The sequence below is a fragment of the Gracilibacillus caseinilyticus genome (genome assembly GCF_022919115.1).
GTDB classification, from domain to species: Bacteria; Bacillota; Bacilli; order Bacillales; family Amphibacillaceae; genus Gracilibacillus; species Gracilibacillus caseinilyticus.
In genome coordinates, this window is record NZ_CP095072.1 from 1632154 (window position 1) to 1656919 (window position 24766).

22 protein-coding genes, 1 pseudogene and 1 riboswitch are annotated in these 24766 nt (G+C 39.5%); of the genes and pseudogenes, 8 read left to right on the plus strand and 15 right to left on the minus strand.

All coding sequences use genetic code 11. The annotated features are described in order from the left end of the window. The first annotated feature begins 183 nt into the window (after positions 1-183). A complete protein-coding gene (locus MUN88_RS07865) occupies positions 184-603 on the plus strand; it encodes a YkvA family protein (protein WP_244723047.1) in 420 nt (139 codons plus the stop codon). Here MUN88_RS07865 and MUN88_RS07870 read toward each other — a convergent pair. The 9 genes and pseudogenes from MUN88_RS07870 to MUN88_RS07915 all read right to left on the minus strand — a co-directional run bounded on the left by MUN88_RS07870 (position 600) and on the right by MUN88_RS07915 (position 11080). Further along, the gene (locus tag MUN88_RS07870; protein WP_244723049.1) at positions 600-1349 is read right to left on the minus strand and encodes an NAD-dependent epimerase/dehydratase family protein; all 750 of its coding nucleotides are present in this window, start codon (positions 1347-1349) and stop codon (positions 600-602) included. The genes MUN88_RS07865 and MUN88_RS07870 overlap by 4 nt on opposite strands. Before the next feature lie 99 nt (positions 1350-1448). Continuing rightward, positions 1449-1730 carry a hypothetical protein gene (locus MUN88_RS07875; RefSeq protein WP_244723052.1) on the minus strand — a complete coding sequence of 94 codons (282 nt, stop codon included), beginning with the start codon at positions 1728-1730 and terminating at the stop codon, positions 1449-1451. Positions 1731-1854: 124 nt separating this feature from the next. Next, a pseudogene (gene rsgA, locus MUN88_RS07880) lies at positions 1855-2610 on the minus strand (ribosome small subunit-dependent GTPase A). A gap of 1211 nt (positions 2611-3821) precedes the next feature. After that, positions 3822-4421, minus strand: coding sequence for an adenylyl-sulfate kinase (gene cysC, locus MUN88_RS07890; RefSeq protein WP_244723061.1), 600 nt, complete (start codon positions 4419-4421; stop codon positions 3822-3824). Positions 4422-4427: 6 nt separating this feature from the next. Then, the gene (gene sat / locus MUN88_RS07895) at positions 4428-5606 is read right to left on the minus strand and encodes a sulfate adenylyltransferase (protein WP_244723064.1); all 1179 of its coding nucleotides are present in this window, start codon (positions 5604-5606) and stop codon (positions 4428-4430) included. Further along, positions 5606-7318: an assimilatory sulfite reductase (NADPH) hemoprotein subunit gene (gene cysI / locus MUN88_RS07900; protein WP_244723067.1), complete on the minus strand. Its 1713-nt coding sequence runs from the start codon at positions 7316-7318 to the stop codon at positions 5606-5608. The genes sat and cysI overlap by 1 nt, the downstream gene beginning before the upstream one ends. Positions 7319-7331: 13 nt before the next feature. Continuing rightward, positions 7332-9131, minus strand: a complete 1800-nt coding sequence (locus tag MUN88_RS07905) for an assimilatory sulfite reductase (NADPH) flavoprotein subunit (protein WP_244723070.1) — start codon at positions 9129-9131, stop codon at positions 7332-7334. A gap of 63 nt (positions 9132-9194) precedes the next feature. Beyond that, positions 9195-9923: a phosphoadenylyl-sulfate reductase gene (locus MUN88_RS07910; protein ID WP_244723073.1), complete on the minus strand. Its 729-nt coding sequence runs from the start codon at positions 9921-9923 to the stop codon at positions 9195-9197. Between the two features lie 73 nt (positions 9924-9996). Continuing rightward, positions 9997-10111: riboswitch (SAM riboswitch) on the minus strand. Positions 10112-10264: 153 nt separating this feature from the next. After that, on the minus strand, positions 10265-11080 hold the full coding sequence (locus MUN88_RS07915) for an STAS domain-containing protein (protein WP_244723076.1): 816 nt from the start codon (positions 11078-11080) through the stop codon (positions 10265-10267). Between the two features lie 161 nt (positions 11081-11241). Here MUN88_RS07915 and MUN88_RS07920 point away from each other — a divergent pair, with 161 nt between their 5' ends. Continuing rightward, positions 11242-11565 carry a winged helix-turn-helix transcriptional regulator gene (locus MUN88_RS07920; RefSeq protein WP_305852497.1) on the plus strand — a complete coding sequence of 108 codons (324 nt, stop codon included), beginning with the start codon at positions 11242-11244 and terminating at the stop codon, positions 11563-11565. 1056 nt (positions 11566-12621) lie between these two features. Here the strand turns inward: MUN88_RS07920 and MUN88_RS07925 are convergent. Further along, positions 12622-13563: an aldo/keto reductase family protein gene (locus MUN88_RS07925; protein ID WP_244723084.1), complete on the minus strand. Its 942-nt coding sequence runs from the start codon at positions 13561-13563 to the stop codon at positions 12622-12624. 177 nt (positions 13564-13740) lie between these two features. Here MUN88_RS07925 and MUN88_RS07930 point away from each other — a divergent pair, with 177 nt between their 5' ends. From MUN88_RS07930 to MUN88_RS07950, 5 genes are all read left to right on the plus strand, one after another. Continuing rightward, complete coding sequence (locus MUN88_RS07930) at positions 13741-14856, plus strand: sensor histidine kinase (protein WP_244723087.1); 1116 nt, start codon at positions 13741-13743, stop codon at positions 14854-14856. Continuing rightward, positions 14853-15491: a response regulator transcription factor gene (locus MUN88_RS07935; protein ID WP_244723089.1), complete on the plus strand. Its 639-nt coding sequence runs from the start codon at positions 14853-14855 to the stop codon at positions 15489-15491. The genes MUN88_RS07930 and MUN88_RS07935 overlap by 4 nt, the downstream gene beginning before the upstream one ends. Before the next feature lie 109 nt (positions 15492-15600). Continuing rightward, positions 15601-16533 (plus strand): ABC transporter ATP-binding protein, encoded by a 933-nt coding sequence (locus MUN88_RS07940; protein ID WP_244723092.1) that lies wholly within the window; start codon positions 15601-15603, stop codon positions 16531-16533. Positions 16534-16544: 11 nt separating this feature from the next. Next, positions 16545-17798: an ABC transporter permease gene (locus MUN88_RS07945; protein ID WP_244723095.1), complete on the plus strand. Its 1254-nt coding sequence runs from the start codon at positions 16545-16547 to the stop codon at positions 17796-17798. Then, positions 17795-18883, plus strand: coding sequence for an ABC transporter permease (locus MUN88_RS07950; RefSeq protein WP_244723098.1), 1089 nt, complete (start codon positions 17795-17797; stop codon positions 18881-18883). The genes MUN88_RS07945 and MUN88_RS07950 overlap by 4 nt, the downstream gene beginning before the upstream one ends. Before the next feature lie 101 nt (positions 18884-18984). Here the strand turns inward: MUN88_RS07950 and MUN88_RS07955 are convergent, their stop codons facing one another. Together MUN88_RS07955 and MUN88_RS07960 are read right to left on the minus strand one after the other, a co-directional pair. After that, complete coding sequence (locus MUN88_RS07955; RefSeq protein WP_244723101.1) at positions 18985-19719, minus strand: TspO/MBR family protein; 735 nt, start codon at positions 19717-19719, stop codon at positions 18985-18987. Further along, complete coding sequence (locus tag MUN88_RS07960; RefSeq protein WP_244723104.1) at positions 19716-21131, minus strand: cryptochrome/photolyase family protein; 1416 nt, start codon at positions 21129-21131, stop codon at positions 19716-19718. Before MUN88_RS07960 ends, MUN88_RS07955 begins: the two co-directional genes overlap by 4 nt. A gap of 174 nt (positions 21132-21305) precedes the next feature. Between MUN88_RS07960 and MUN88_RS07965 the strand changes: the two genes are divergently transcribed. Then, positions 21306-21650, plus strand: coding sequence for a YbgA family protein (locus MUN88_RS07965; RefSeq protein ID WP_244723107.1), 345 nt, complete (start codon positions 21306-21308; stop codon positions 21648-21650). Positions 21651-21701: 51 nt separating this feature from the next. Here the strand turns inward: MUN88_RS07965 and MUN88_RS07970 are convergent, their stop codons facing one another. The 3 genes from MUN88_RS07970 to gdhA all read right to left on the minus strand — a co-directional run bounded on the left by MUN88_RS07970 (position 21702) and on the right by gdhA (position 24723). Further along, positions 21702-22316, minus strand: coding sequence for a PH domain-containing protein (locus MUN88_RS07970; protein WP_244723110.1), 615 nt, complete (start codon positions 22314-22316; stop codon positions 21702-21704). A 64-nt stretch (positions 22317-22380) separates the two neighbouring features. Continuing rightward, positions 22381-22647 carry a hypothetical protein gene (locus tag MUN88_RS07975; protein ID WP_244723113.1) on the minus strand — a complete coding sequence of 89 codons (267 nt, stop codon included), beginning with the start codon at positions 22645-22647 and terminating at the stop codon, positions 22381-22383. 714 nt (positions 22648-23361) lie between these two features. Further along, positions 23362-24723, minus strand: a complete 1362-nt coding sequence (gene gdhA, locus MUN88_RS07980; protein ID WP_244723116.1) for an NADP-specific glutamate dehydrogenase — start codon at positions 24721-24723, stop codon at positions 23362-23364. Positions 24724-24766: the final 43 nt, after the last annotated feature.

Sequence of the window (24766 nt, forward strand, 5' to 3'; positions counted from 1 at the left end):
TTCCCATGTTTTTTTTTCTATTTGTTATGATAGGTATAAAGGCGTGATGACTGTGGATAAACATGGAAAAATCACACATAGTTTCCATAATACCATGAGCATTAAAAATCATCTATACTTTCGACAATTAAAGACAATAATGTCGAAAAATATATGAAAAATGGACAGGAGAGAGCTGATGTCATGAAATATAAATACGGCTATAAAAAATATATTTCGAAAGCAAGGAGCTATTTTCAAGATAAGGAAAAATCGAAACAGTTGTTAAAGGAAGCAGAAATAAAAGCAAATGATAAAAAAGGTAAGTTAGAGGAGGTATGGGACAAGCTGCAATTATTATTTGAGGCACTTAGGGCATGGATCAAAGAGGAGTATAAAGAAATTCCGAAAGGGTCTATTGTTATGATCATTGCAGCGATCATTTATTTTGTCACTCCAATAGACATAGTTCCAGATTTTTTAGTTGGATTGGGTTTGTTTGATGATGCAGCTGTGCTTGGATTTGTCATCAAGCAAGTGAGCGAGGATTTGGATCGGTTTAAAGTGTGGCAGGAAAATCATGATGCCGAAGAGCCACCATATGGGGAAAATAAAGGTGACTAGTCATGACTCTTTAACTGATCGGTATTAACGTGAGGACGATAACCAAGCTCATCAATAGCATTTGAGATATCCCATGGTTTATCGGTATTATTTGACACGCCGTAATAGGTTCCGTATTTTACATCTGCTTCAATTGCTGCAGTAAATAATGCGACAAGATCTTGTTTGGAAAGTAAAGTGCGAGATAATCGATCATTTTTTAACAGTGCTTTTTTTTCATCCTTTGGTACCGACCCGATTCGGATATTAATGACAGATAGTTCTGTGTGTAGCGAAAATATAAAGCCAGCTTCCTCTGATGCGACTTTCAGCACACCATATAACCCTTTAGGAAAGGGATAATCTTTGGTAGTTATTTCTCTTGCTAGATTGGAATACCCGTTTTCCTCATAATAATCTGTGGCATGATTGCTGCTTGCATAAATCACTTTAGCTATTTGAAATTGCTTGGCAACCAGCATGAGGTAATAGCTTGCCTTAAAGAAAACATCTGTCATCTGATTGAATGCTTCCACATTTTCAATGGCATTACTTGTATCAATCCGTAATAAATTGATAATGACGTCTGTGTCTTCCGGTATCTTTTCTAGCATTTCATCATAGTTTGTTGCATCCATTTGTTTGTGCGTATCGGTTTCGTTTTTAACCATTTTATCGAAGACCAGCACATGATAGTCAGTTGTTAGATGGTTGTATAATATCTCCCCAACGGTTCCAGCTCCACCAATGATGATGACTTTTTTCAATTGGAAAACGCCCCTTCAATCGTTCTAGTCAGTAGTTTGACCTTTTTATGTAAGGACATACATCAAGAAAAAATTCTAGGAATGGAATAGTGTAAGCATTTAGATAAAATAATTCAATAGTGCCCAAACCAAAACGCCCAAAGCCATGATGATAAATAATAAATCTAAAACAGCCCATACCTTAGTTTTTTCTTTAATGGAGTAGAACAAATCATAAAAACCTTTAAATATGAATGCAATGATTAATAACAGACTTCCTGTACCGTCATTATGGTTTTGTTCATCAAAAATCATGATAAAGGAATATGTAAGTAAAATTGCAGTTATTGTCCCATAACTAATTTTAATCGCTTTCTCTTTATCTTTACTGAGGTTCTCCATATTATCCCCTTCCACTAAGCTACTTATTATTAAAAATATTAACATGAAATACTAGGAAGTAATGCAAGTGAAGAATTTTATAAAAAAAGAGTGTGATAGACTTAGCTATCACCACTCCATAGTTTTAACGATGTTTTTTCATTTTTCGGTGTTGGGTAGCCTGATGACGATAGTGTTTCGTGTTTTCGATTTTGTTCCGCGTGTATTCCGCTGAATTCTCAATAAAAGCTGTTTCTCTTAACAACTTTAAATAACTGTAGTAGCGACCTTCACTTATCATTCCATTATCTATTGCCTTTTGTATCGCGCAGCCTGGTTCTGTCTCATGCTGGCAATCACGGAATTTGCACTTGTTTTCCAACTCTTTAATATCCTGAAATGTTTGGGATATGGCATCCTCTGAACTCCATAATTGCAACTCTCTTAAGCCTGGTGTGTCAAGAATCAACCCTTTTTCCAATACTAACAGGTCCCTTGATGTGGTAGTGTGTCGCCCTTTATCATCATTTCGTACTGCATGGACTGCTTGCTGTTCTTGCCCCGATAACACATTTGATAACGTTGATTTACCAACACCGGATGAACCAAGCATTCCAATTGTTTTGCCTGGTTCCAAATACTTGTATAAGTCCTCTATCCCATGATGAGTGATAGAGCTTGTTACATGAATGGGAACGCCAATCGCGACTTCTTCCACTTCAAGTAATTTTGCGTCGATATCATTACATAAATCCGCCTTTGTGAGCACGATCACCGGATTTGCTCCGGATTCTCAAGCTAATGTTACATATCTTTCGATTCGGCGAATATTAAAGTCGTTATTTAGGGCGCTGACTAGAAAAACGGTGTCAATATTACTGGCGATAATTTGTTCTTCCATATTCTTTCCGATTACTTTCCTTGAAAAAACACTCTTTCGCTCCAAAACACCGTGGATCACCGCAAATTGGTCACCATTTTTATAACCAAAGACGACCCAATCTCCTACAGCAGGCAACTGTGCCGATGCTGCTGTTTCGAATAGCAGCTTGCCGGTTGCTTTGCCGTTAATTTCACCAAGCCTTGTCGCTAATTTATAAATGTTTTTTCCTTGTCCGATTACTCGACCAACATTCCATTCATTTGAAAATCTCTGTTGATAATCTTCCGCAAAAAAATCAGACCATCCTAATCTCTCTAAATTCACCTTGAATTTCCTCCCAAAAGATAATAGTGATGGGAGAATATCTCTGTGCTAAGCCGTTAGAAATCCTCCCATTTTAACAAAAAATACTGTTTTTACACTCATCAACAACACGTCCTTTCCTTAATATTACATTAAGCTTAATGTGAGTTTTTCTATTAGTCAAGCAACTATTGGGTATGCATGAAATAAAAACGATAGGGGGAGAATTAAGGGATTATGTATAAAAAGCTTCCTTTAATATGGATTATGTAAAGGTGAACTCTCTGACTTTGTAGTCATTTTGATAGCTTTCGTCTGCTTAGCAAAGCTCCGGAAATAGGCTCCGCGTCCTGTGGGCACGGCTTCAGCTAATTTATGAAAGAAAATTCTTTTCTTTCATAAATGGATCTTCAGCTCGCGCTGATTCCACGGGAGTCTCCGCATATTTCCTACGCTTGAGGGAAGTTCTACAACGATTGGCACAGCTAAAAGCAGTGGTTCTAAGCATTATGATATTCAAAAGCTGATATTTTTGGTGCAATCAATGTGCTAGCGATTACAAAAGTTGTAGAGCTTCCATCCTAGCGTAGGCCAACCACGTAGACTCCCGCGGGACACGAAGTGGTTGGACGGAGCGGTATCCAAGCAAATTAAATATCTCAATATGGACACTCGGCTAGCAATGGCTAGTTGACATAATCCATATTATAGGAAGCTTTATAACTTATTTGTTGTTTCTAATAGTGCTGTAGATGACAAAGAAGAACAAGGAAAAAATAACAACACCAACTCCTATGAACAGGCTAATCAATTGGTCCACCATCATTCCTCCTTATGAAATAAAGGTAATGATATGTATCCTATGCAAAAGCACCCGGCAATATGAACGGCATTCTTCGTTCACATGAACCGGGTGTGCAATCAGTTTAAATATAGTTTTTAGTCTCTAAGAATTCCAGGATGTCTTCGACGGCTTCCTCAACTGACTTTTCTTCTGTGTCTACGACCAGTTCTGGTGCGACTGGTTCTTCGTAAGGCGCATCAATACCAGTAAAACCTTTAATTTCACCTGCGCGGGCTTTTTGATACAAGCCTTTTGGATCACGAGCTTCACAGCTTTCAAGACTGCATTTCACATAGACTTCGATAAATTCGCCATCATTCAACAATTGACGGACATTATCTCTGTCTTCGCGATAGGGTGAAATAAACGCGGTCAAGGTGAATAAGCCGGCGTCATTTAAAAGCTTGGAAACTTCACCGATCCGACGTATGTTCTCTTTACGATCGTCTGGACTAAAGCCAAGGTTATTGTTTAAGCCGTGACGGATATTATCACCGTCAAGTCGATAGGAGCGAATGCCGCGATCGAACAACGCTTTCTCTAATGCTACCGTGATGGTAGATTTGCCTGAACCTGAAAGTCCGGTGAACCATAGTACAGGACTTTGGTGCTGATTTTGTGTGACACGATCCTGCTTTGTAACTGCTGAATCGTGCCAGACAATATTTTTTGTCTCTGCCATTAGTATTTAACCCCTTTGCAATCCTTTAATTAAAACTTCCGCCACTTCTGGTCTGGAGAACTGTCTAGGTAATGGCTCACCATTACGAAGTTTTTCACGGACCTTGGTGCCACTTAGGTGAACGTGCTCAGACTTGTCATGTGGGCATGTTTTTTGAGAAGCCATGTTTTCACATTTCTTGCAGAAAAATGCGTGCTCAAATTTGAAAATGTGAATGCCCAGTTCTGCTTCATATTTAGCTATTAAATCTTGTGCCTCGTACGTACCATAATAATCACCGACACCGGCATGGTCACGGCCGACGATAAAATGGGTACAACCGTAATTTTTGCGAACGAGGGCATGAAGAATAGCTTCACGCGGACCTGCATAACGCATTGCTGCCGGATAAATAACTAAACGAGTACGATCTTTCGGATAGTAGTGTTTTAGAATAACTTGATAGCTTTCCATACGGATGTCAGCGGGAATATCGTCAGACTTGGTCTCACCAACTAATGGATTTAATAATAAGCCATCAACCGATTCCAGTGCGCATTTTTGAATATATTCGTGTGCGCGATGGACAGGATTTCTTGTTTGGAAGCCGACAACAGTTTTCCAGCCAAGGTCTTGAAATAGTTGTCTCGTCTCAACAGGATCAAGATAAAAATCTTTAAATTGATCATGGTTTGGGCGATTTAATAAAGAGATAGGTCCTGCTAAATATACATTGCCTTTCTCATACAATTTCTTTACCCCTGGATGTGCTGCTTCTGTTGTACCATAGACAAATTGCGCTTCTTTTTCTTGGTCATAGCTGTATTTCTCGGTAAGCTCTAATGTACCGTATAACACATCATCTTCACCATAAAGTGCGATATGCTCGCCAATCTCTAATTCATTCGCTTCAGCTTCTGTTACTGCAAGATTAATCGGAATGCTCCATACTGTTCCGTCGGCAAGGTGCAGATTCTCGACAACTTCCTGGTAGTCCTTTTCACCGAGAAAACCAGTCAGTGGACTAAAACCACCAATACCGATTAATTCCAGATCAGAAATACTCCATGCATTAATGGTAATTTTCTTAAATTGTTCTGCTTTGTTAAGTAATTGTTCTCTTTCAGCACCTGTTACTTCACGATTAACTAAATTCCCGCCATGTGCTTCAATGGTTTCGTTTGATTTCTTCTCGATTACTGCCATTATAAAACTCCTTTCTGCTCACGGTGAAACTTTCTGCCATCATTTACTTCATCGACATATTCTTTACGGACGACGAAGTCACCAAAGTGTTCATTTTCATTTCGATTGGTTGCGTAGTCGTGGAAAATCTCTTTCAATGTTGCCAAAATTTCTTCCTCGCCGATGTTTTCACGGTACAATTGATTAAGTCGATCACCGATGAAACTTCCGCCAAGATAAAAATTATATTTACCAGGTGCTTTTCCAATAAAGGCGATCTCGGCAAGGCCAGGACGTGCACAACCATTTGGACAGCCGGTCATTCGGATCACGATTTCTTCCTCCTTCAGACCTTCTGCTTCCAATAGCCCTTCGATTTTATCAATGAGAGAAGGGAGGTAGCGTTCAGATTCTGCCATAGCCAGGCCACAAGTAGGGAAGGCAACACACGCCATTGAATTGCGGCGCAACCCTGAGTAATTTTTCCCTTCTGTAATACCATAGGCCTCGATAAATTCATTAATCTGCTTTTTCTTTTGAGCGGTCACATTAGCGATTACTAGATTTTGATTCGGTGTTAACCGAAAATCACCGGTGTGCACATTCGCGATTTCCCGTAGTGCTGTCAACAACTGATAATCCTCTGTGTTTTTCACTCTGCCGTTTTGGACGAAAAGCGTAAAATGCCATCTGTTATGGCCTTTTACCCAGCCATAGCGATCGCCGTTATGGTCGAAATGATAGGATTTCGCTTCCTGTAATTCGAATCCTAGTCTTTCGTTTAGTTCTTCTTTAAACCAATCAAGACCATAGCGGTCAATGGTGTATTTAAAACGTGCATTTTTACGGTCAGAACGATTTCCGTAATCGCGTTGAATCGTCACGACTTTTTCAGCAACGTCAATGACATCTTCTTTGTTACAGTACCCGGTGATTTTTCCGACTTGTGGATAGGTGCTGGTATTTCCATGAGTGGATCCCATGCCTCCACCTACTACAACGTTAAAGCCTTGTACTTCATTATCTTCAATGATGGCAATAAAACCTAAGTCTTGAGAGAAGACGTCGACATCATTGGATGGGGGAGCTGCTATCCCGATTTTAAACTTACGTGGTAAATAAGTTTTGCCGTAAATAGGCTCATCTTCTTCTTTGGAATCGATAATTTTTTCTCTATCTAACCATATTTCATGATAAGCTCCGGTTTTTGGTGAGAGATGATCGCTGATTTTTTGCGCCCATTCTTGAATTTCTTGGTGAATGTCCGACTGATAAGGATTCGGGTTACACATAACATTCCGGTTGACATCCCCACAGGCAGCAATCGTTGTCATTAATTCATCATTGATCGTTTTAATTGTATCTTTCAAATTCCATTTCAAAATGCCGTGCAATTGAAACGCTTGGCGAGTGGTTAATTTGATTGTCTGATCACCATACCGTTGTGATAAGTCATCAATTGAGAGCCACTGCTTTGGTGTCGCTACACCGCCAGGAATTGCAACTCGAAGCATAAATTGATAGGCAGGTTCAAGTTTTTGCTTACGTCGCTCATCACGGATATCTCGATCATCCTGCTGATAGCTCCCGTGGAACTTCAGTAACTTTGTATCATCTTCGGAAATGGACGCAGTAATTGGATCCTGCAAGCCTTCTTCAATCGTACCTCGTAAGTAGCGACTTTCTACTTTTAATTTTTCCATAGGATCTAGATTGTTAGAATTGTTTCCCATTGTATTTTCCCCCCTAATACACGTCTCGTTGATATCTCTTCTCTTGCTTTAATTTATTGATGTATTCTGTCGCTTGCTCTTGTGATAACTTACCTTGTTCACTGACAATGGCAAGCAGTGCCTCGTGAACATCCTTTGCCATTCGCTTCTCATCCCCACATACGAAGAAATAAGCACCTGCTTCTAACCATTCATATAATTGTTGGGCATTTTCCTTCATGCGATGCTGTACGTAGACCTTTTCTTCGGTATCTCTTGAAAAGGCAACATCCATTTTGCTTAAGTATCCTTTATTAAGCCAATTTTGCCAGTCGACTTGATAAAGGAAATCAGAGCGGAAATGCTGATCACCAAAGAATAACCATGTTTTTCCTTTGAGCTCTAATTCTTCTCGTTCCTCAATGTAGCCTCTGAATGGAGCAACACCTGTACCTGGTCCAATCATGATGACAGGCGTTTCTTCATCGAATGGGAATTTGAAATTTGGATTTTTGTGAACATAGATATTTAATTGGTCACCAGGCTTAATTCGATCAGCGATTTCTCCAGAACAAACGCCATTGCGGTCACGCCCATGTGTGTTATACCGTACCGTTGCGATGGTTAAATGGACTTCATCTTCATTTGCCTTGTAACTGCTTGAAATCGAATATTGTCTTGCTGGTATCTTACGTAAAATTTGCATAAGCAAAGATGGCTCGAATGGTGCTGGCGGATAATCAATGATTAAATCTAATAAATCACGTCCATCAATGTACGATTTTACCTGCTCTGGTTCATCAAGAAGCTTGGTCAGCTTTTTATTTTCAAAATGTGCTGCTGCTTTTTCCAGTAAGCCTTTTGTTAATCTGGTAATCTCAAATATGGAAGTTAACGCTTCCTGTACAGATCGTATTTCTCCTTGCTTATTAATTGGTATCGTTTGTTCAGGATTCCATTCAAGCTCATTTATAATTTGTTGCACAAGTGTTGGGTCGTTTTTTGGATAGATGGCTAGGCAATCACCTGGTTCATAGCTAAGATTGGAGCCATCTAACGCAATTTCTATATGTCTTGTCTCTTTGTTGGATCCTTGACCACTGAGTTTAATATTATCTAATACTTCAGCGGTATAAGGATTGCTTTTTGAATATATCGGTTGTTCAGCCGGAGTTGGTTCCGTAACAGTAGCACTTGTTCCTGTATCGTTATCTTTCTTTAAGAAGTCGAGTACACCCGTGAACCATTCCTCAGCTGGTTCTTCATAATCGACATCACAATCCACGCGTGGGTGGATCCGTGTAGCTCCTAGCTCCTCGAGGCGTTTGTCAAAATCTTTACCAGTTTGACAGAAATGCTCATAGGATTCGTCCCCTAATGATAAGACGGCGAAGTTCACATTATCCAGTTTTGGCGCTTTACGTCCATGCAGAAATTCATGGAACTGAATCGCGTTATCAGGCGGATCTCCCTCACCATGGGTTGCTGTTACAATGAATAAATCCTCTACTTCCTTTAGTTTTTTTGGTTTATAATCGTCCATACAGGAGATGGTAACGTCCCTTTGGATCGACTTGAGTTGTTCCGATAGTTTTTCCGCAAGCTCCTGGCTATTACCTGTTTCGGATCCGTAAAGAATTGTTACCGTTCTCGTTGCCACTTGTTGTGTGGCAGTCTGTTCGGGCGCAGGTGCCGCCTGGCTAGCGTTAGCCTGAGAGGCGGCCAAATATCCTGCTAGCCAATTTTTCTGAGCATCTGTCAATGTTGGGAGCAGCTGATTTAAGATTTCGGTCTGTTTTTGATCAAAGGGACTATTTACTACTTGTAATGTCAACGTGTTCACCTCTTTAAATAATTAATCCGATAGATTTACTTTGTTATAGCTATAAAAAAATAGTTATTTTGCCGACTGCGGAGCAACGTGAAGTCCGCATTCTGTTTTGTTAAAATTGGCCCATCTGCCTGCACGTTCATCTTCGTTATCCAATACTTTGGACGTACAAGGTATACAGCCAATGCTCGGATAGTTCTCATCATGAAGTGAGTTATAAGGCAATTGATGATCCCTAATGTAATTCCAAACATCATCCCAAGTCCAATGAATCAATGGACAAACCTTCACAGATTCGAACCTGTCATCTTTGTTAATAAAGTCGGTATTAGCTCTTGAAGGTGATTGAGCTCTTCGCAGACCAGATATCCAGGCTGTTGCTCCACTCAGCACTTCTTCAAGCGGTTTTATCTTACGAATGTAGCAGCATTGATTAGGATCTCGGCTCCATAGGGCGGAACCATATTGTTCTCGCTGTTCATCGACTGTAAGAGAAGGTTTCTTCATGAAAATATCCAGTTTGGGATATTTTTCTTTCACTTCGTCGATCAAATCATATGTTTCTTGGAAATGGAGACCTGTGTCTAAAAATACTAATCTGGCATCTGGCTTCACATTCGCAATCAAATCTATCATTACCATACTTTCAGCACCAAAACTACAAGCATAGACAAGCGAGTCACCATACGTCTGATAGGCCCAATTAAGGATATCTTGTGCACCTTTGGTTGGGTCTGATGCAGATGGTTCCTCATGATTTAAAGAACTGTCGCTATAGTTTGCGTAAGTCAACATGATTGCATCCTCCTTATTAAAAAAACCTTCCTATCGGTTGGTGATAAGAAGGTTGTCAGTGTATCAGCATTCCTTCTTATCTTCCGGTTGCAACGCTTCATTGCACCGCAGGATTTGGCACAGTGTTTTCCATACAACCTGTTGCCGAGATTTCATTGGGCCTGCCCCTCCATCTCTCTGGATAAGAATTCCATTCATTTTCATTTAATAACATAGTAAATGTTTTAGCGCTAAATGTCAATACAGATACATGTAAAAATTGTAAAAATCATCATTTGCTTCTGCTTATTTGAAATCTTTTTTTAGCAATAGTTGCTTCTGAAACCCTGATATATCGGTTTTTATCCTGTTTCATGATTTTTATTCAATGATTCCAGTGCATCTTTTACAGTTTGAAATACTTGTTTATCTTTTAGTTTTTGACTAAGCAATGAAGAGTGTAAGGCTGATTGACTTCTTATACCAGTAAATATAATTGTCAATCCAATTAACTCCATCAGTTGTACCGTATAAAAAAGGTTATAGATGCCAGAATCAGTCACGGTAGTAATCCCGGTAAAATCAAAAATAACGTAATCCATTTTTGTTTCTGCAATGTGTTGGATTGTCATATTGATCAAAAGTGTTGTCTTGTTATCATCCAGTGTACCAATTAATGGACAAATATCAATATCATCATCCACTTTTATAATAGGTACGGGAAGATCTTTAACATGTTTATTATCGGATCGTGGAGGCAGAGATTCATGATGGGAGTCAAGGTAGCCATGGATAAATCCTGCATTGTAGAACAAAATGATTTCATCTATTGTTTTTCTTATGCCATCGTATTCGTTATTGGGGAAATTGTGCCATTTTTTCTCCTCCAATAAGTGCTGAATAATATGGGCGCTAATATAAGGAAAATGATCGATCATCTGCAGGAATATCCGTTGATCTGTAATAACATGCCCTTTTTTATAACCGATTTCTTTTATATTGTTTAAAACAGCTTGGTTTGTTGTAATAGGTATTTTCTTGCTTATTAAGTAGATAAGACTTTGCAAGAAGACAGTCAGCTGTTCTGGTTGATCATGCTCGATAAGTGATGAGACGATTAATTGTTTCTTTTTTTTCATCCAGTGTGAGACCTTTTCTTTACATGAAGATGATGTCACATACTGCACTCCTTTCTAAAAACGTATGTTTGGTTGTGTATTAGGAAACGGCGACAAAAAGTTGGTCATCCTAAAAAAATAGCATCACTTACTAGTTTATAAGATTAAACAGATATTTAAAGTGGTATATTTATATATACCGTATAAGGAGCGATATGAAGATGAATCAAAACCTGGAAAGTATAAAGGTGACCTTGGATGTTGTTTGTGGTAAATGGAAAGCAGTTATTTTGTTGACTCTTTACGAAAAAGGTACTTTACGTTTTGGTCAATTAAAGAAGCAGATACCATTAATCAACCATCAGACACTGATCAAACAGCTGAAAGAATTAGAACAAGATAGGTTGATTAAAAAGAAGTCCTATCAGGTTGTACCTCCTAAAGTGGAATATTCATTAACTGACTATGGAGAAAGCATCAAAGGGTTATTATATGAGATGATTGAGTGGGGAGAGCAGCACCTGCAGAACAAAACGCCTTCCTGAGGAATGACCAAATTGTGTAATCTAACAAAACTATCTAAAAGTAATACATTGTTGAAGCATACTGCGAAGTAATGACAATTTGTTGAGACTTCTTTATGCTAACAAGTGTTGAAGTTGACAGATTTAGTGTGCTTGAATACCGCTCCGGCCAACCACCTCATTCTTATGATGTATAATGTCTAGCACCACCGCTTTTATCCGTTTCAATAGTTGTAGAGCTTTGTTATGCACTTCAAGAATGTCAAAATTGAAATAAGTGTTTCCTTAGGTATTAGATCGGATGGTTTTAAGAAGATACGGTATAAGAGTAAAGCCGAGTGTAATACGAATAGATGAGAATTCGTATTACACTCGGTTTTGTTTTGACTGAAATTGTTTTTTAATACTCAGTCAAGAAAGTATATAAGTGCAGCCATAGCAGTAATCATATTGAACATGAAGTAGAGTTCCTATAATATGGATTATGTTAACTAACTGCTTAGTGTTTATTTTGAAATGATTCATGTGCTGAGATATCGCTCCGGCCAACCACTCCGCGTCCGGCAGGCACGGCTTCAGCTAACTTTGTGAAGAAAAGCGCTTCACAAAGTGGATCTTCAGCTCGCGCTGTTCCTGCAGGAGTCTCCGTGGTTGGCCTGCGCTAATATATTGGTTCTACAACTAATAGAAGACTTAGCATTTAGATTGCTATCATCAAATTGGGGAATTGCAGAGATATAATGCTTAGTACTGCTGCCTGCTATTAACTGTTACAGACGGTGTAGAACCCTCACTTAAGCGCAGGAAATATGCGGAGACTCCCGTGGAATCAGCGCGAGCTGAAGATCCACTTAGGAAAGAAAAGAATTTTCTTTCCTAAGTTAGCTGAAGCCGTGCCCACAGGACGCGGAGCATATTTCCGAAGCTTTGCTAAGCAGATAAAATATATCAAAATGACCATTTTGCAATACAGCCATAGTTAACATAATCCATATTATAGGCAGTTGTATATTATTTATGTCAATTAGGACCGGGCGGGTTATGCCCGGTTTTTTTAACTTCTATTTATCTAGCAGTCTATTGCAGGATTTCTTCCACTTTTGCTAGTGCTTCCTGTGATAGTTCGATACCAGACGCTTGAACATTTTCTTCAATTTGTTCTGGTCTGCTAGCGCCAATTAATGCACTGGATACGTTGTTTTGGCGAAGAATCCATGCAATCGCTAATTGAGCCAGTGATAGATTTTCATTGGCTGCCACATTTTTTAATGCTTCTGCACGTTCTAGGTTATTATCTGTCAGCTTACGGGATAGATTTATATTGTCCTGCGCAGCTCGACTATCCGAAGGGATGGACTCTCCTTTTTTATATTTTCCGGTTAAGATACCTTGTGCAAGAGGAGAGAAGACGACTTGGCCGATACCGTGTTTTTCGCTTACAGGAATAATTTCTTGCTCAATATTGCGGTGGAACATACTGTAATTTGGCTGGTTCACCACAATGCGATCCAGAAGCTTCCTATCAGCTAAATGGATGGCTTCCGTCATTTGCTCAGCAGTCCATTCACTGACTCCAATATACAGTACCTTTCCTTGGCGTATCAAATCATCCAATGCTCGTAATGTTTCTTCAAGCGGTGTGACTGGATGATAACGATGGCAATAGTAAAGGTCGACATAATCTAGTCCTAATCGCCCAAGACTGGCATCACATTGTTCCATAATATGTTTGCGTGACAGACCTTGATCATTAGGACCATTTCCCATTTTTCCAAACACTTTAGTTGCAAGTACATATGAACTACGCGGGTATTTACGCAATGCTTTACCTACGACTTTTTCTGCTTCTCCTCGCATGTAAACATTCGCTGTATCAAAGAAATTAATGCCAAGTTCGTATGCTTTATCGATAGATGCTTTTGCATTCTGTTCTGCTACATAGCCTCCATATGTAAGCCAGCTGCCTAAACTTATTTCACTTACCTTCAGTCCAGTATTGCCTAAATGTCGATATTGCATGGAAATACCTCCTAATATTAAGCGTTTACATAATTATAAAATATAGTTGATTAAGTTGCGAATAATCTGATCCTTTACCTGGAACTTATTTTAGTGAAATAAATGAATGAACCCTGTAATTGCCAATTATTTATGATATATTTAGCTTGAATAGAAAATGATGACGGAGGTTTTTCGGTGGGGTTTTGGATTTGGTTTCTGCTCTGGGTACTAACTTGGTCAGGTGCGATTTGGCTGGAGTGGTGGCACGGATCGGTCACTATCACGTATTTGTTACTTATGATGGCATTATTTTTTGCTGTTTTTTTCTTCACCTCCATGACAAAAAAAGTCTTCAAACTTCTGTGGTTTTTCCTGATTATTATTGTTTCAGTCGCGTTTATATGGCCGGTTAATGCTGTTGTTAATCCTTTTGTGTTACTAATGCTCTGTTTTATTCTAGCCATTATGATAAGGCAAGTAGAAGGATGGTCATTATACGTGTTAGTTGCTGCATGGCTACTGGCGTTATTTGGTCTGCATATTCATTATATTTCTACGTCTATTATTCTATTTTTTTTGTTATTGAGTACGTCATTATTCCTTTTTGTTTACTATTACAAACAAAATTTAGTGGATCAGCACGACATAGCCTTACGTTATCAAGCCTTGCTGCAAACGTATCGACAAATGAAGCGTGACTCTGTTGCGAAAGAACAATGGACTCGTCAGCAGGAAAGAGTCTTTATTGGCAGAGAGATTCATGATCGTGTCGGTCACACCCTTACAAATCTGTTAATGCAAATTGAAATTTTACGTTTACAAAATGACAACAAGGATTTAGAGCAACTAAAACAACTAGCTCAAGAAAGCTTATCTGAAACAAGAAAAGCAGTAAAGGCATTGCAAGATGATAATGAGACCGGCTTAGCAGCTATTCTTCACCTTATTCGGAAATTAGAGGCGGAGCAATACATTTCAATACAATTCTCCATGAAACAGAACGTTCTTTCTGTTGTATTAAATCCGGATCAGGCAGTTGTATTATACCGGGCTATTCAGGAAGCTTTAACAAATGTGATGCGACATAGTGCTGATAAAGAAGCGATAATTGTATTGGAAGTGCCTGGTATGTCCATTTTTAGGTTTGAGGTGATTAATCCATTAGAACAGCAGACGGAGGTGAAAGAAGGGTTTGGTCTGAAGTCGATGAGAGAGAGACTTGCGCAAATTAACGGTTCACTTGAAATACAACAGTATGATCAACAATTTATCGTTAGAGGACAATTTCTGTTAGAGGAGGTTACGAGATGACCGATATATTACTAGCTGAAGATCAGGCGATTGTGAGGCAAGGTATTAAAATGATGTTAGAGACGGAACGTTCATTTACAGTTAAAGGAGAAGCGGAAAATGGGAAAGAAGCGTTGGCATTACGGGAGAAATACCATTTTGATTTGGCGCTGTTAGATATCCGGATGCCTGAAATGGATGGTCTGCAAACAGCAAAAGAATTATTAAGACGATTTCCTAAAATGAAAGTTTTGATACTGACAACATTTAATGACCAGGACTATGCCATTCAAGCTTTACGGTTAGGAGTACATGGATATTTACTAAAAGATGCGGAGGCAAACCAGCTTATTCACGCAATCAAGGATTGTATCGCGGGAGGCTTGCAGTTGCCTGGATTGGTTGCTCAAAAAGTGGTACCGGAATTATTAGAAAAACATGAAAAGAAAGTGATAGAATTAGATCACCATTTAACGAAACGGGAGATTGATATCCTTTCGCTATTAGGCGAAGGAAAAAGCAATAAAGAGATCGCTATAGCACTTTCACTATCTGCAGGCACAATCAAAAATCATATCACTCATATGCTGGATAAATTAGATCTGAGGGATCGCACGCAATTAGCCATTTATGCGATTCGAAATGGATTGATATAAAAAAGTGACGGAGGTCACGATTAGAATGAGAAGTGATGACGGAGGTCAGTGTTCGCACTGTCCTTTTTCACGTAGAATGAAAATAAAGATTGGGAGGAGGAAATGCAGCATGCTTGAAACAGATACGTTAAGAAAAGATTTCAAAAGTAAAGTGGCGGTTGATAATGTCAATCTCTATTTAAAACAAGGAGAATCAGTAGGCTTGCTTGGCCCGAATGGTGCTGGCAAATCCACGTTAATCTCGATGTTGGCAACCTTATTAAAGCCAACTTCAGGAACAGTGACATGGAATGGCGAAGATATACTAAAAAACACGAATGTGATTCGTCCAATTTTAGGAATGGTACCACAAGAAATTGCACTTTATAAAGAATTAACAGCGTATGAGAATGTTAAATTTTTTGGAAAAATATATGGTTTGAGAGGCAAAAGGCTTGAAGAACGAACACAAGCCGCCTTGGAACTAGTCGGTCTTGCTGATCGTCAGAAAGAATTAGTGAAGACATATTCTGGGGGTATGCAGCGCCGTATTAATATTGCGGTCGCCTTATTACATGAACCTGCGGTTATCATTATGGATGAGCCGACAGTAGGGATTGACCCACAATCACGATTTTATATTTTGGATATGGTCAAAAAGCTTAAAGAAGAAAAAGGAATGACCGTCCTGTACACCTCCCATTACATGGAAGAAGTGGAAAAGTTGTGTGATCGCATTTACATCATGGATCACGGTAAAATCATTGCGACTGGTTCAAAGGAAGAATTGATCAGCATTTTGTCTTCAGAAGAAATGATTAAGCTGGAGTTAGATCAAGCAACTGTTGCGTTTAAAGAAGCACTTCGAGCTCAAAAACACATTTTGAAAGTGACTGCTTGGGAAAAGGGACTGCAATTAGTTGTCTCCAAAAACAGTAGAAAGCTAGCGGCTATTTTTCGGTTGGCGGAGGAGCATCAAATTGCTGTTCATAGTGTACATGTTGCTGTTCCTTCATTGGAGGATGTGTTCCTTCATTTAACCGGGAGAAAACTGCGTGATTAGGAGGCAGGTTAATGATGGATTTTGTGAAGAAAGATATAATACTCCTGTTGCGTGATCGAACCGAGCTAATGGTGATGATCTTAATGCCGTTTGTATTAATGGTTATTCTAGGCTTTGCATTAGGTGGAGTCATGGGGGTGAACAACACTGGTGTAGATATTAACGTTGGTTTAATTGATAAAGATAACGAAGAACAAGGACAGAAGCAGTTTATTGATCAACTACAATCATCACCTGCATCAAAGGGGTTAGAGAATGCTGCACAAACATTAGCCCCCAAAACAATCTTGACGGAAGTACTGAAAGAAGATCTGAACGGGATTGTTACGGTTCAAACGATGAAAGAGGACGATGCTGAAGAAGCCATGGCAGCGCAAGAGATAGATGCTATAATCATTATTCCGAAAGATTTTACTTATAAGACGCTGACGAACATGCTCCTAGCCGAAAAAGTGACCAGTACGCTGGAAATTAGAAAAACAGAGCGCGCGCATTTTCAAGGGGATATTTTTCAAACGATCATAGAACAATTTACACACAGAATGAATGTGGAGGCAGCCATTGGCCAGATAAGACAAAAGAATTCTGTTGCATTAGAGGTCGAAAATACTAGACAGTACGAAACGGTAACCGATAAAGGACCAATATCGGCAATGGAATATTACACCACTGGGATGGCGGTGATGTTCGCATTCTATGTTGCATCAACGATAGCTGCTATGGCCTATCATGAAAAGAATCAACAAGTGGTGGAACGAATTTTATTATCAGGTAAGCACCCATTATATTTTTTATTAGGGAAAACGTTCACCACAATTGTGATAGTCTTCTGTCAAATATGCATTTTATTAGCGATATCTTCGATTATTTTACAATCCTTTCAACCTTATGACATAGACATGATCAGAAATATGCTATTGATTTCATTGGTTTATGCAATCACTGTAGGTTCTATAGCTAGTTTACTTGTAGCTTTAACTATTCGTTATCATGAACCATCGATTTCAGGAGTGTTCTCCAGTGGAATTGTTAGTGTCATGGCATTGTTGGGAGGGAGTATGATTCCTGCTAACAGTTTTCCGGAAGTGATCCAGGAGGTAGGGATTTGGACGCCGAATGGAATGGCAATGAAGGCTTACATGCTGGTGAATCAAGGTATGTCAATATCAGATGTATTTCCTTATATTACACGTTTATTGATCGTGACAATCGTTATCTTATTTATTAGTTTGCTGATTTTTCCAAAAAGGAGGACGCAATCATGAGACATATCTTTGTATTACAATGGCAACGATTAAGACGAACACCTTTTATGACCATATCAATGATTGCTCTTACTTTTATATTCATTGTGCTCATTGGCGGTGCAAATATGGGGCCACAAACTATCGCAATTCCAATTCACTTCTCGGGAGATGTTACAGAAGAATCAAAATTATGGTTGAAAGATAAAATGGAAGAATTAGAAGCGTTTTCTTTTGAAGAAACGGAACTGGCTCAAATCAGAGAGGATGTAGCGTTGGGGAATGTCAGCTTAGGTATTAAATTAGAAGAGGATCAATACACCATAATAGCCAGTACAGAAAATCAAAACCAAATGCTTGTCGATAACCATCTTCAGCTCGCTTACTGGGAAAAGCTGAAGCTCGATCAAGTAGCAGCTGAGGACCGTGAGGCAGTAGAAAAGGCATTGCAGCAACCTCCTATTAAGGTAAAGAGCACCATAGGTGAAACGAGTGGCGATGGCGTGTTATTTGATAATAACTTGCAGGCGTTATTTGGTATGACTCTATTCTTTGCTATCTATACCATTGTTTTCAGTTTAAGTGAAGTAGCAGAGGAAAAGCAACGGGGAAGCTGGGATCGTCTGATTTTGTCTCCTGTTCGTAAATGGCAAATTTATATCGGGTATCTAGGATTTGCTTTTGTAATCGGAATGGTGCAAATGATGCTGGTTTTTTTGATGTTTGATCATTTGTTTCATTTTGATATAAGTGACAGTTGGCTTGCTATTATTGTGATTTGCAGTTTTTATACGTTTGCGATTGTAGCACTTGGTATGCTGCTAATTGGCCTGGTAAACCGATCGTCGCAATTAAATGCAGTGGTTCCGATCATTGCTGTAAGTATGGCAATGTTGGGCGGGGCTTACTGGCCGAGCGAAATTGTGGAAAATCAGGTAGTTCAGTTCGCTTCACAACTCATTCCTGTTACGTATGCAATGGATGCTTTAAAGGCAGTAGCGATTTACGGTCATCCATTACAAGACATCACGCAGCCCGTTGTCATCCTGTTTTTAATGGGAGTGTTCTTTATGGGGATTGGCATTAACCTAATGGAGCGGCGATAATTACTGTAGTGAACATGCACAGGCCAACCACTTCTCGTCTTGTGGGATTGGCCTGCGCTACTGTCTTATATATCTGATGTGGTACTTTCTAATGATCTGATCTAATTATTACCGCCTATTTGTATTCCTCTTTTCATACTGTATATAGTGGTGACTATCAATAGGATGAAGGCACAGGCATAGGCTGTTACGGCGACGTTCATATAATCCGCTTGGTTCTTGACGCCTATTCCGATAAATGCCCAAATGAACACTAGTACATAGAATATATCCTTTTGATTCCAAAGAAAAAACAGGGCTAATAACGTAGCAACGATAATCATCACCATTGTCCAGAAAACGGCATGCTGATCCCATCCGATGTAAACCAGGTAATAGCTGATATTAGCAATGGTTGCAACACTGATCCAGCCTAAATAAATCGAAAAGGGTAAGATATCAAAGGTTGAATTTTTCACTTGTTTAGCACGTAAATACAGTACGATCAAGATTGTTAAAAGACCGATCATCAAGATCGTACTCAGCCAAAAAATCTGATAATGCCAGCTAAGTAGCCATCCAACATTTAGAATGGAACTTATCCAGAATAATTCGCTGCATGCCTGATAAATAGGGGCATATCGTCTGTTTTTTGGCAGCTGGGCAAACACCCAGATAGCAAGTAATAGATAAATAAGCCCCCAAATACTAAAAACATAGCCTGCTGGAGTAAATAAAACAGTCAGTTGATTAGATATTTCTCCTGTTGTCATGCCGTTTATCGGTATGATATTTGCCAATGCATTGATAACTACTACAAGTGATAAAGCGGTCAAGTTAATCCAAAAATTCCTCAATGGTTATTTGCCTCCTTTTTAAGCTGCTTGAAAGCTTCTAAAGCACGCTCTCTCGCATATTGGTGTTCAACGATTGGAAGTGGATAGTCTTTACCTAGTGTTATACCAGCCTCTTGTAATACTCCCTCCGGTGCCTCCCAAGGGTGGTAAAGGTATTCGAGGGGGAGGTTTCGCAATTCTGGAAGCCAGTTTCGCATATAGGTTCCATCTGGATCGAATTTCTCTGCTTGTTTTACAGGGTTGAAAATTCGAAAAAAGGGTGAAGAATCGAATCCGGTTCCTGCGACCCATTGCCATCCCATCGTATTATTCGCTAAATCATGATCCACTAACATCCGTGAAAACCAGGCTTGTCCATCCAGCCAATGGATTAACAGGTGCTTCACCAAAAATGAACCGGTAACCATACGAACGCGATTATGCATATAACCTGTTTCTAAGAGCTCGCGCATACCGGCATCAACCAAGGGATAACCGGTTAGTCCTTTTTTCCAACTATCGAGTAACAGAGGATCCGGTTCCTGCCATTGAAACGCTTGGAACTTTGGCTGAAGTGGTTTATCGATAATTTGCGGGAAAAATGTTAGCTGATGATAGGCGAATTCACGCCATACAAGCTGCTTCAAAAATGTTTCTGTGCTTTCTTCCATTGTATGTTGGAATCGATTTTCCATGCTGGTAATCTCTAATGCTTCCTTTGCTTCATGCCAGATTAGCTTTGGACTGATCTCACCATGTGATAAATGGCCAGATAAAAGAGACGTAGCATCGATTCCTGGGAAATCACGATATTCCTGGTAATGGTTTATTTGATCATGCAGGAATTGCCGCCATTTATTTAACGCTTGTCGCTCACCTGCTTGCCAATACGTGTTTAATGGTGACTTTGGAGCATGTGGTATGGCCGAGGCTTTGCCGTTATACCAATCCACCTTATGTGGTACCGGAAAAGGTTTTGCTATCGGTAAAGAACGCAAGCTTTTCCAAAAGGATGTAAACACTTTGTATGGCTGTTTTTGTTTGTTTAAAATGGTACCAGGCTCGGTAAGCACGTTCCCGTGAAACTGTCTGACAGGAACAAATAGGTTTTCTTTTATTTGTTCGTCTTGTTCACGGCTCCCTGGCCCGTATTGATAATGACAATATACCGCATCTGCTTCAAATGTTTGGACAACCTCTGGTATGATACGAACCGGCTCACCATGTTTTATCACCAAAGTGGCACCTTTATCTCGTAATTGCTGTTGAAAGGCTGTGAGCGCCTGCAGACTGTACCATTCACTGTTGGTATGCTCTGTTTCATTATGTATATAAAGGGGTATCACTTTGCCGTCCAAAGCGGCATGATAAAGGGCAGGATGATCCAGTATACGCAAGTCATCTCTGAACCAAACAATTATTGTTTTACTCATTGTAGGCACCTCGCTATTCTACTTGTAGTATACCCGTTATTATTTCTTATGAACGTGAAAAAGTAAGGAGATGAATATGAACCCGCTTTTATTTAACTATTACAAGCGAATGTTGCTGACATCACTACAAAGTCAGGTCTTGTTTCTTTTCAAACAAGACATAAATATCTGCTAATGGCACTAGCGCCAGCCAGACAAAAAGAGATTGGACAAATAATTGCCAATCATCAAAAGTTAGAAATGACAGATATATACGAAAAAATGCATGGGTTGGTTGAATCAATAAATGAAGCTCCTTCTCGTGGGGCGGTTGTGAAAGCAATCAGTCATATGTTTGGTTATTTCCGCGAGGATTTAACCGTAGAGGAAAAGAGGAATTTTATGGAAATACTTTCAAAGTATCGTGAAGGCAGCTTACAACTTCAAGAGCTGTTGCGACAAATGACAGATTGGGCATGGCTATTTCAGAAAAATTATATTCAAGCCCAATCGATTCTATCCGGATTAGGCGAGGACTGATGATAAGAAAAAAGAAACAGCCTAACTGGCATGGCTGCTTCTTTCCTTGGCTTAATTTTGGATATATTTTTCGAATACTTCACCGAAATCCTTACGAGTGTTCTCGTTGTAAGTAGCTTGGAACCAGTCATAGGCAAAATGGGTTGCTTTCTCAAACTCGGTTGCAACATTACCATCATGGAATCGGTTGTCGGTAAAAAGAGACTGTGAAATTTGTAAACTGTCTTTGGCAAAATCTTTCATTCGTTCGTGTTCATCCTGAATGTGTGAGATTTTTACTAATGATTTATATAAGTCAGCGATCGCCTCGCCTTCTTTTTTGTCGATATCAACAGAAAGAACCTGGTTGCCGATTGAAAATTTAATTTCTAAATCTAAATCGATTGTTCCAGCTGTTTCCACGGAAACATTGCGAATTTGATGCTGGTAGTAATCATAGCGGAAGATGTTTCGTTTACTGCTGGATGCTTTTTCACCGTCCAGATGGATCAAAGCGCGATTAGTAAAGCAGTATTCATCTGATTTTGATTTGATCAGAAAATGAATCTTTTCCCCATCCTCATGCAATACATAATCGTCAGAGTCTGTTTTGTCAAAATCTTCTGGAAGAATGATTTTACCAATATCACTTAATCCTAAAGCGTCACTTGCAATTTTTTTGAACATGTAACTCCTCCTCAATGTTAATATACATATATATTAACGTATTTTGCCCACGACAAGAAGTAATTCATGAACGAATGTCATTATTTTTTCTAGTACGCCAAAGAATTCCACCGAGCAGCGCGGTAAAATAGATAATTAATGCGAGCATTGTATAAACATACATAATCGGTTGGTCCTGTACATAACCAACCACAGGAATATTTAGAAACGGAAATCCGAATAGTAATGCCGTCCCACTTCCTATGACAAGGTTGTCCGTCGTATTGGATTGGAATTTTGGATCCACTGCTTTGACCAGGGCCATGCCGGTTGAAATTGTACCAGTCTGCATGCCATAGAACCCAACAATGTTTGGCAACACGTCGTGGGGAAAAGCAGAATAAAGAATTTCGCTTAAGATTGAAAAAGAATGGGTTCTTATAATGCGGATTATGTGAACTAGCTTCGTGGTAATTTTGAAATGACTCATGTGCTGGGATACCACTCCGGCCAACAACTTCGCGTCCTGCGGGGCACGGCTGAAGATCCCGCGGGAGTCTAGGTGGTTCGTCCTGCGCTAATGTTTAAGCTCTACAATTGTTGTAAGAGATAGTATTTTGAGCTGTACCCATCAGTGTCCATACTTGATTCAAATCATGTATAATGCTTAGCACAACTGCTACTTACTGTTACAAATGTTGTAGAACTTCCCTTATGTGTAGGAAACGCCCCCCTGGGATCAGTCGCGTCTCCCGCAGTGATGCACCTGTGTCTTCTAGAGAAATGCTTCGAAGTATGCTTCCTCGGCGCAAGGCAGCTAAGAAGTAGTAGCCTAGTTGAGGCCGGCCCACAGGACGAGGAGCATATTTCCGGAGCTTTGTTAAGCAGATAAAGCCTCAAAATTACCACATTAACATACAGTTCCACTTTACATAATCCGTATTATAGTTAGCATCGTTTGTTTCATAGAGCATTTGGACATATGCATATGCCAAAGCTTTGCCTTAAATACATAATCCGGATTATTTTTGCGATAAGAGAGAGGAGGATTGTTACGTATTGCTGATCAGACTACTCCTTGCTCTACCATAGCATCGGCGACTTTTTGGAAGCCTGCAATGTTAGCACCCATGACGAGGTTGCCGGTATGTCCATATTCTGTCGCAGCATTTACACATCGTTTGTATATGTTAGCCATAATTTTTTGAAGCTGTTCATCCACTTCCTTGAAGTCCCACGAAAGTCTCATGCTGTTTTGGGACATTTCTAAAGCAGAAACAGCCACACCACCGGCATTAGCAGCCTTACCAGGAGCAAATGATATATCATTTTTCATAAAAACCTCGATCGCATCAGCAGTACAAGGCATATTAGCACCTTCGCCGACAGCTTGTACGCCATTCTCCACTAGTGTTTTTGCCGCATCTTCATTCAATTCATTCTGAGTTGCGCATGGCATTGCAATATCACAGGCAATATTCCAAATGGCAGAAGAATCAGAAATGAATTCAGCATCTTGGTGCTTGTTCACATATTCTTTAATACGTTTCTCTTTCACTTGCTTGATTTGTTTCACTGTATCAATATTAATACCATTTTTGTCATAAATATAGCCATCTGAATCGCTGCATGCTATCACTTTGGCACCCAGTTCCTTAGCTTTTTCCATAGCATAAGTTGCGACATTACCACTACCGGAAACGACTACTGTCTTATTCTCAAAATTATCTTGCTGATCTTTCAGCATCTCTTTCACGAAATAGACAGCTCCAAAACCTGTCGCCTCTTTTCGTGCCAAGCTGCCTCCATAGTTTAAGCCTTTTCCGGTTAGCACAACTGCTTCATATTGTCCACGCATTTTTTTGTATTGACCAAAGAGGTAGCCGACTTCACGAGAACCGACACCGATATCTCCTGCAGGTACATCTTTGTTAGGACCAATGTGTTTGAATAATTCACTCATAAAGCTTTGACAGAAGCGCATAATTTCAACGTCTGATTTCCCTTTCGGATTAAAATCAGCGCCACCTTTACCGCCGCCAATTGGCAAACCAGTCAATGAATTTTTGAAAATCTGTTCGAATCCTAGAAATTTAACAATACTTATATTGACGGAAGGGTGAAAACGAATCCCGCCTTTATATGGACCAATCGTATTGTTGAATTGGATACGATAACCGCGATTGACTTGAATAACTCCATCATCATCTACCCATGGTACACGAAAGCTGATGGCACGGTCTGGTTCTACTATGCGTTCTAATATATTGTGTTCCATATAAATAGTCTTTTTCTCAAAGACAGGAACAAGTGAATGGAAGATTTCGCTGACTGCTTGAAGAAATTCATCTTCATTTGGATTTCGCTTTTTAACTGTTTCGAATACTTGATTTACGTAATTTGTTGCAGATTGTTTTGCATTGGCCATTGTCGCTAATTCTCTCCTTGCTTTTTGTAATATTTAATCTACA

Bases quoted from the DNA above. Each gene is read 5' to 3' on its own strand.
- MUN88_RS07960 (WP_244723104.1), bottom strand. From the start codon at position 21,131: ATGAGTAAAACAATAATTGTTTGGTTCAGAGATGACTTGCGTATACTG.
- MUN88_RS07925 (WP_244723084.1), bottom strand. From the start codon at position 13,563: ATGCAATATCGACATTTAGGCAATACTGGACTGAAGGTAAGTGAAATA.
- MUN88_RS07875 (WP_244723052.1), bottom strand. From the start codon at position 1,730: ATGGAGAACCTCAGTAAAGATAAAGAGAAAGCGATTAAAATTAGTTAT.
- MUN88_RS07950 (WP_244723098.1), top strand. From the start codon at position 17,795: ATGAGACATATCTTTGTATTACAATGGCAACGATTAAGACGAACACCT.
- MUN88_RS07910 (WP_244723073.1), bottom strand. From the start codon at position 9,923: ATGTTGACTTACGCAAACTATAGCGACAGTTCTTTAAATCATGAGGAA.
- MUN88_RS07920 (WP_305852497.1), top strand. From the start codon at position 11,242: ATGAATCAAAACCTGGAAAGTATAAAGGTGACCTTGGATGTTGTTTGT.
- MUN88_RS07940 (WP_244723092.1), top strand. From the start codon at position 15,601: ATGCTTGAAACAGATACGTTAAGAAAAGATTTCAAAAGTAAAGTGGCG.
- MUN88_RS07970 (WP_244723110.1), bottom strand. From the start codon at position 22,316: ATGTTCAAAAAAATTGCAAGTGACGCTTTAGGATTAAGTGATATTGGT.
- MUN88_RS07945 (WP_244723095.1), top strand. From the start codon at position 16,545: ATGATGGATTTTGTGAAGAAAGATATAATACTCCTGTTGCGTGATCGA.
- MUN88_RS07965 (WP_244723107.1), top strand. From the start codon at position 21,306: ATGGCACTAGCGCCAGCCAGACAAAAAGAGATTGGACAAATAATTGCC.
- gdhA (WP_244723116.1), bottom strand. From the start codon at position 24,723: ATGGCCAATGCAAAACAATCTGCAACAAATTACGTAAATCAAGTATTC.
- cysI (WP_244723067.1), bottom strand. From the start codon at position 7,318: ATGGGAAACAATTCTAACAATCTAGATCCTATGGAAAAATTAAAAGTA.
- cysC (WP_244723061.1), bottom strand. From the start codon at position 4,421: ATGGCAGAGACAAAAAATATTGTCTGGCACGATTCAGCAGTTACAAAG.
- sat (WP_244723064.1), bottom strand. From the start codon at position 5,606: ATGGCAGTAATCGAGAAGAAATCAAACGAAACCATTGAAGCACATGGC.
- MUN88_RS07935 (WP_244723089.1), top strand. From the start codon at position 14,853: ATGACCGATATATTACTAGCTGAAGATCAGGCGATTGTGAGGCAAGGT.
- MUN88_RS07975 (WP_244723113.1), bottom strand. From the start codon at position 22,647: ATGCAGACTGGTACAATTTCAACCGGCATGGCCCTGGTCAAAGCAGTG.
- MUN88_RS07865 (WP_244723047.1), top strand. From the start codon at position 184: ATGAAATATAAATACGGCTATAAAAAATATATTTCGAAAGCAAGGAGC.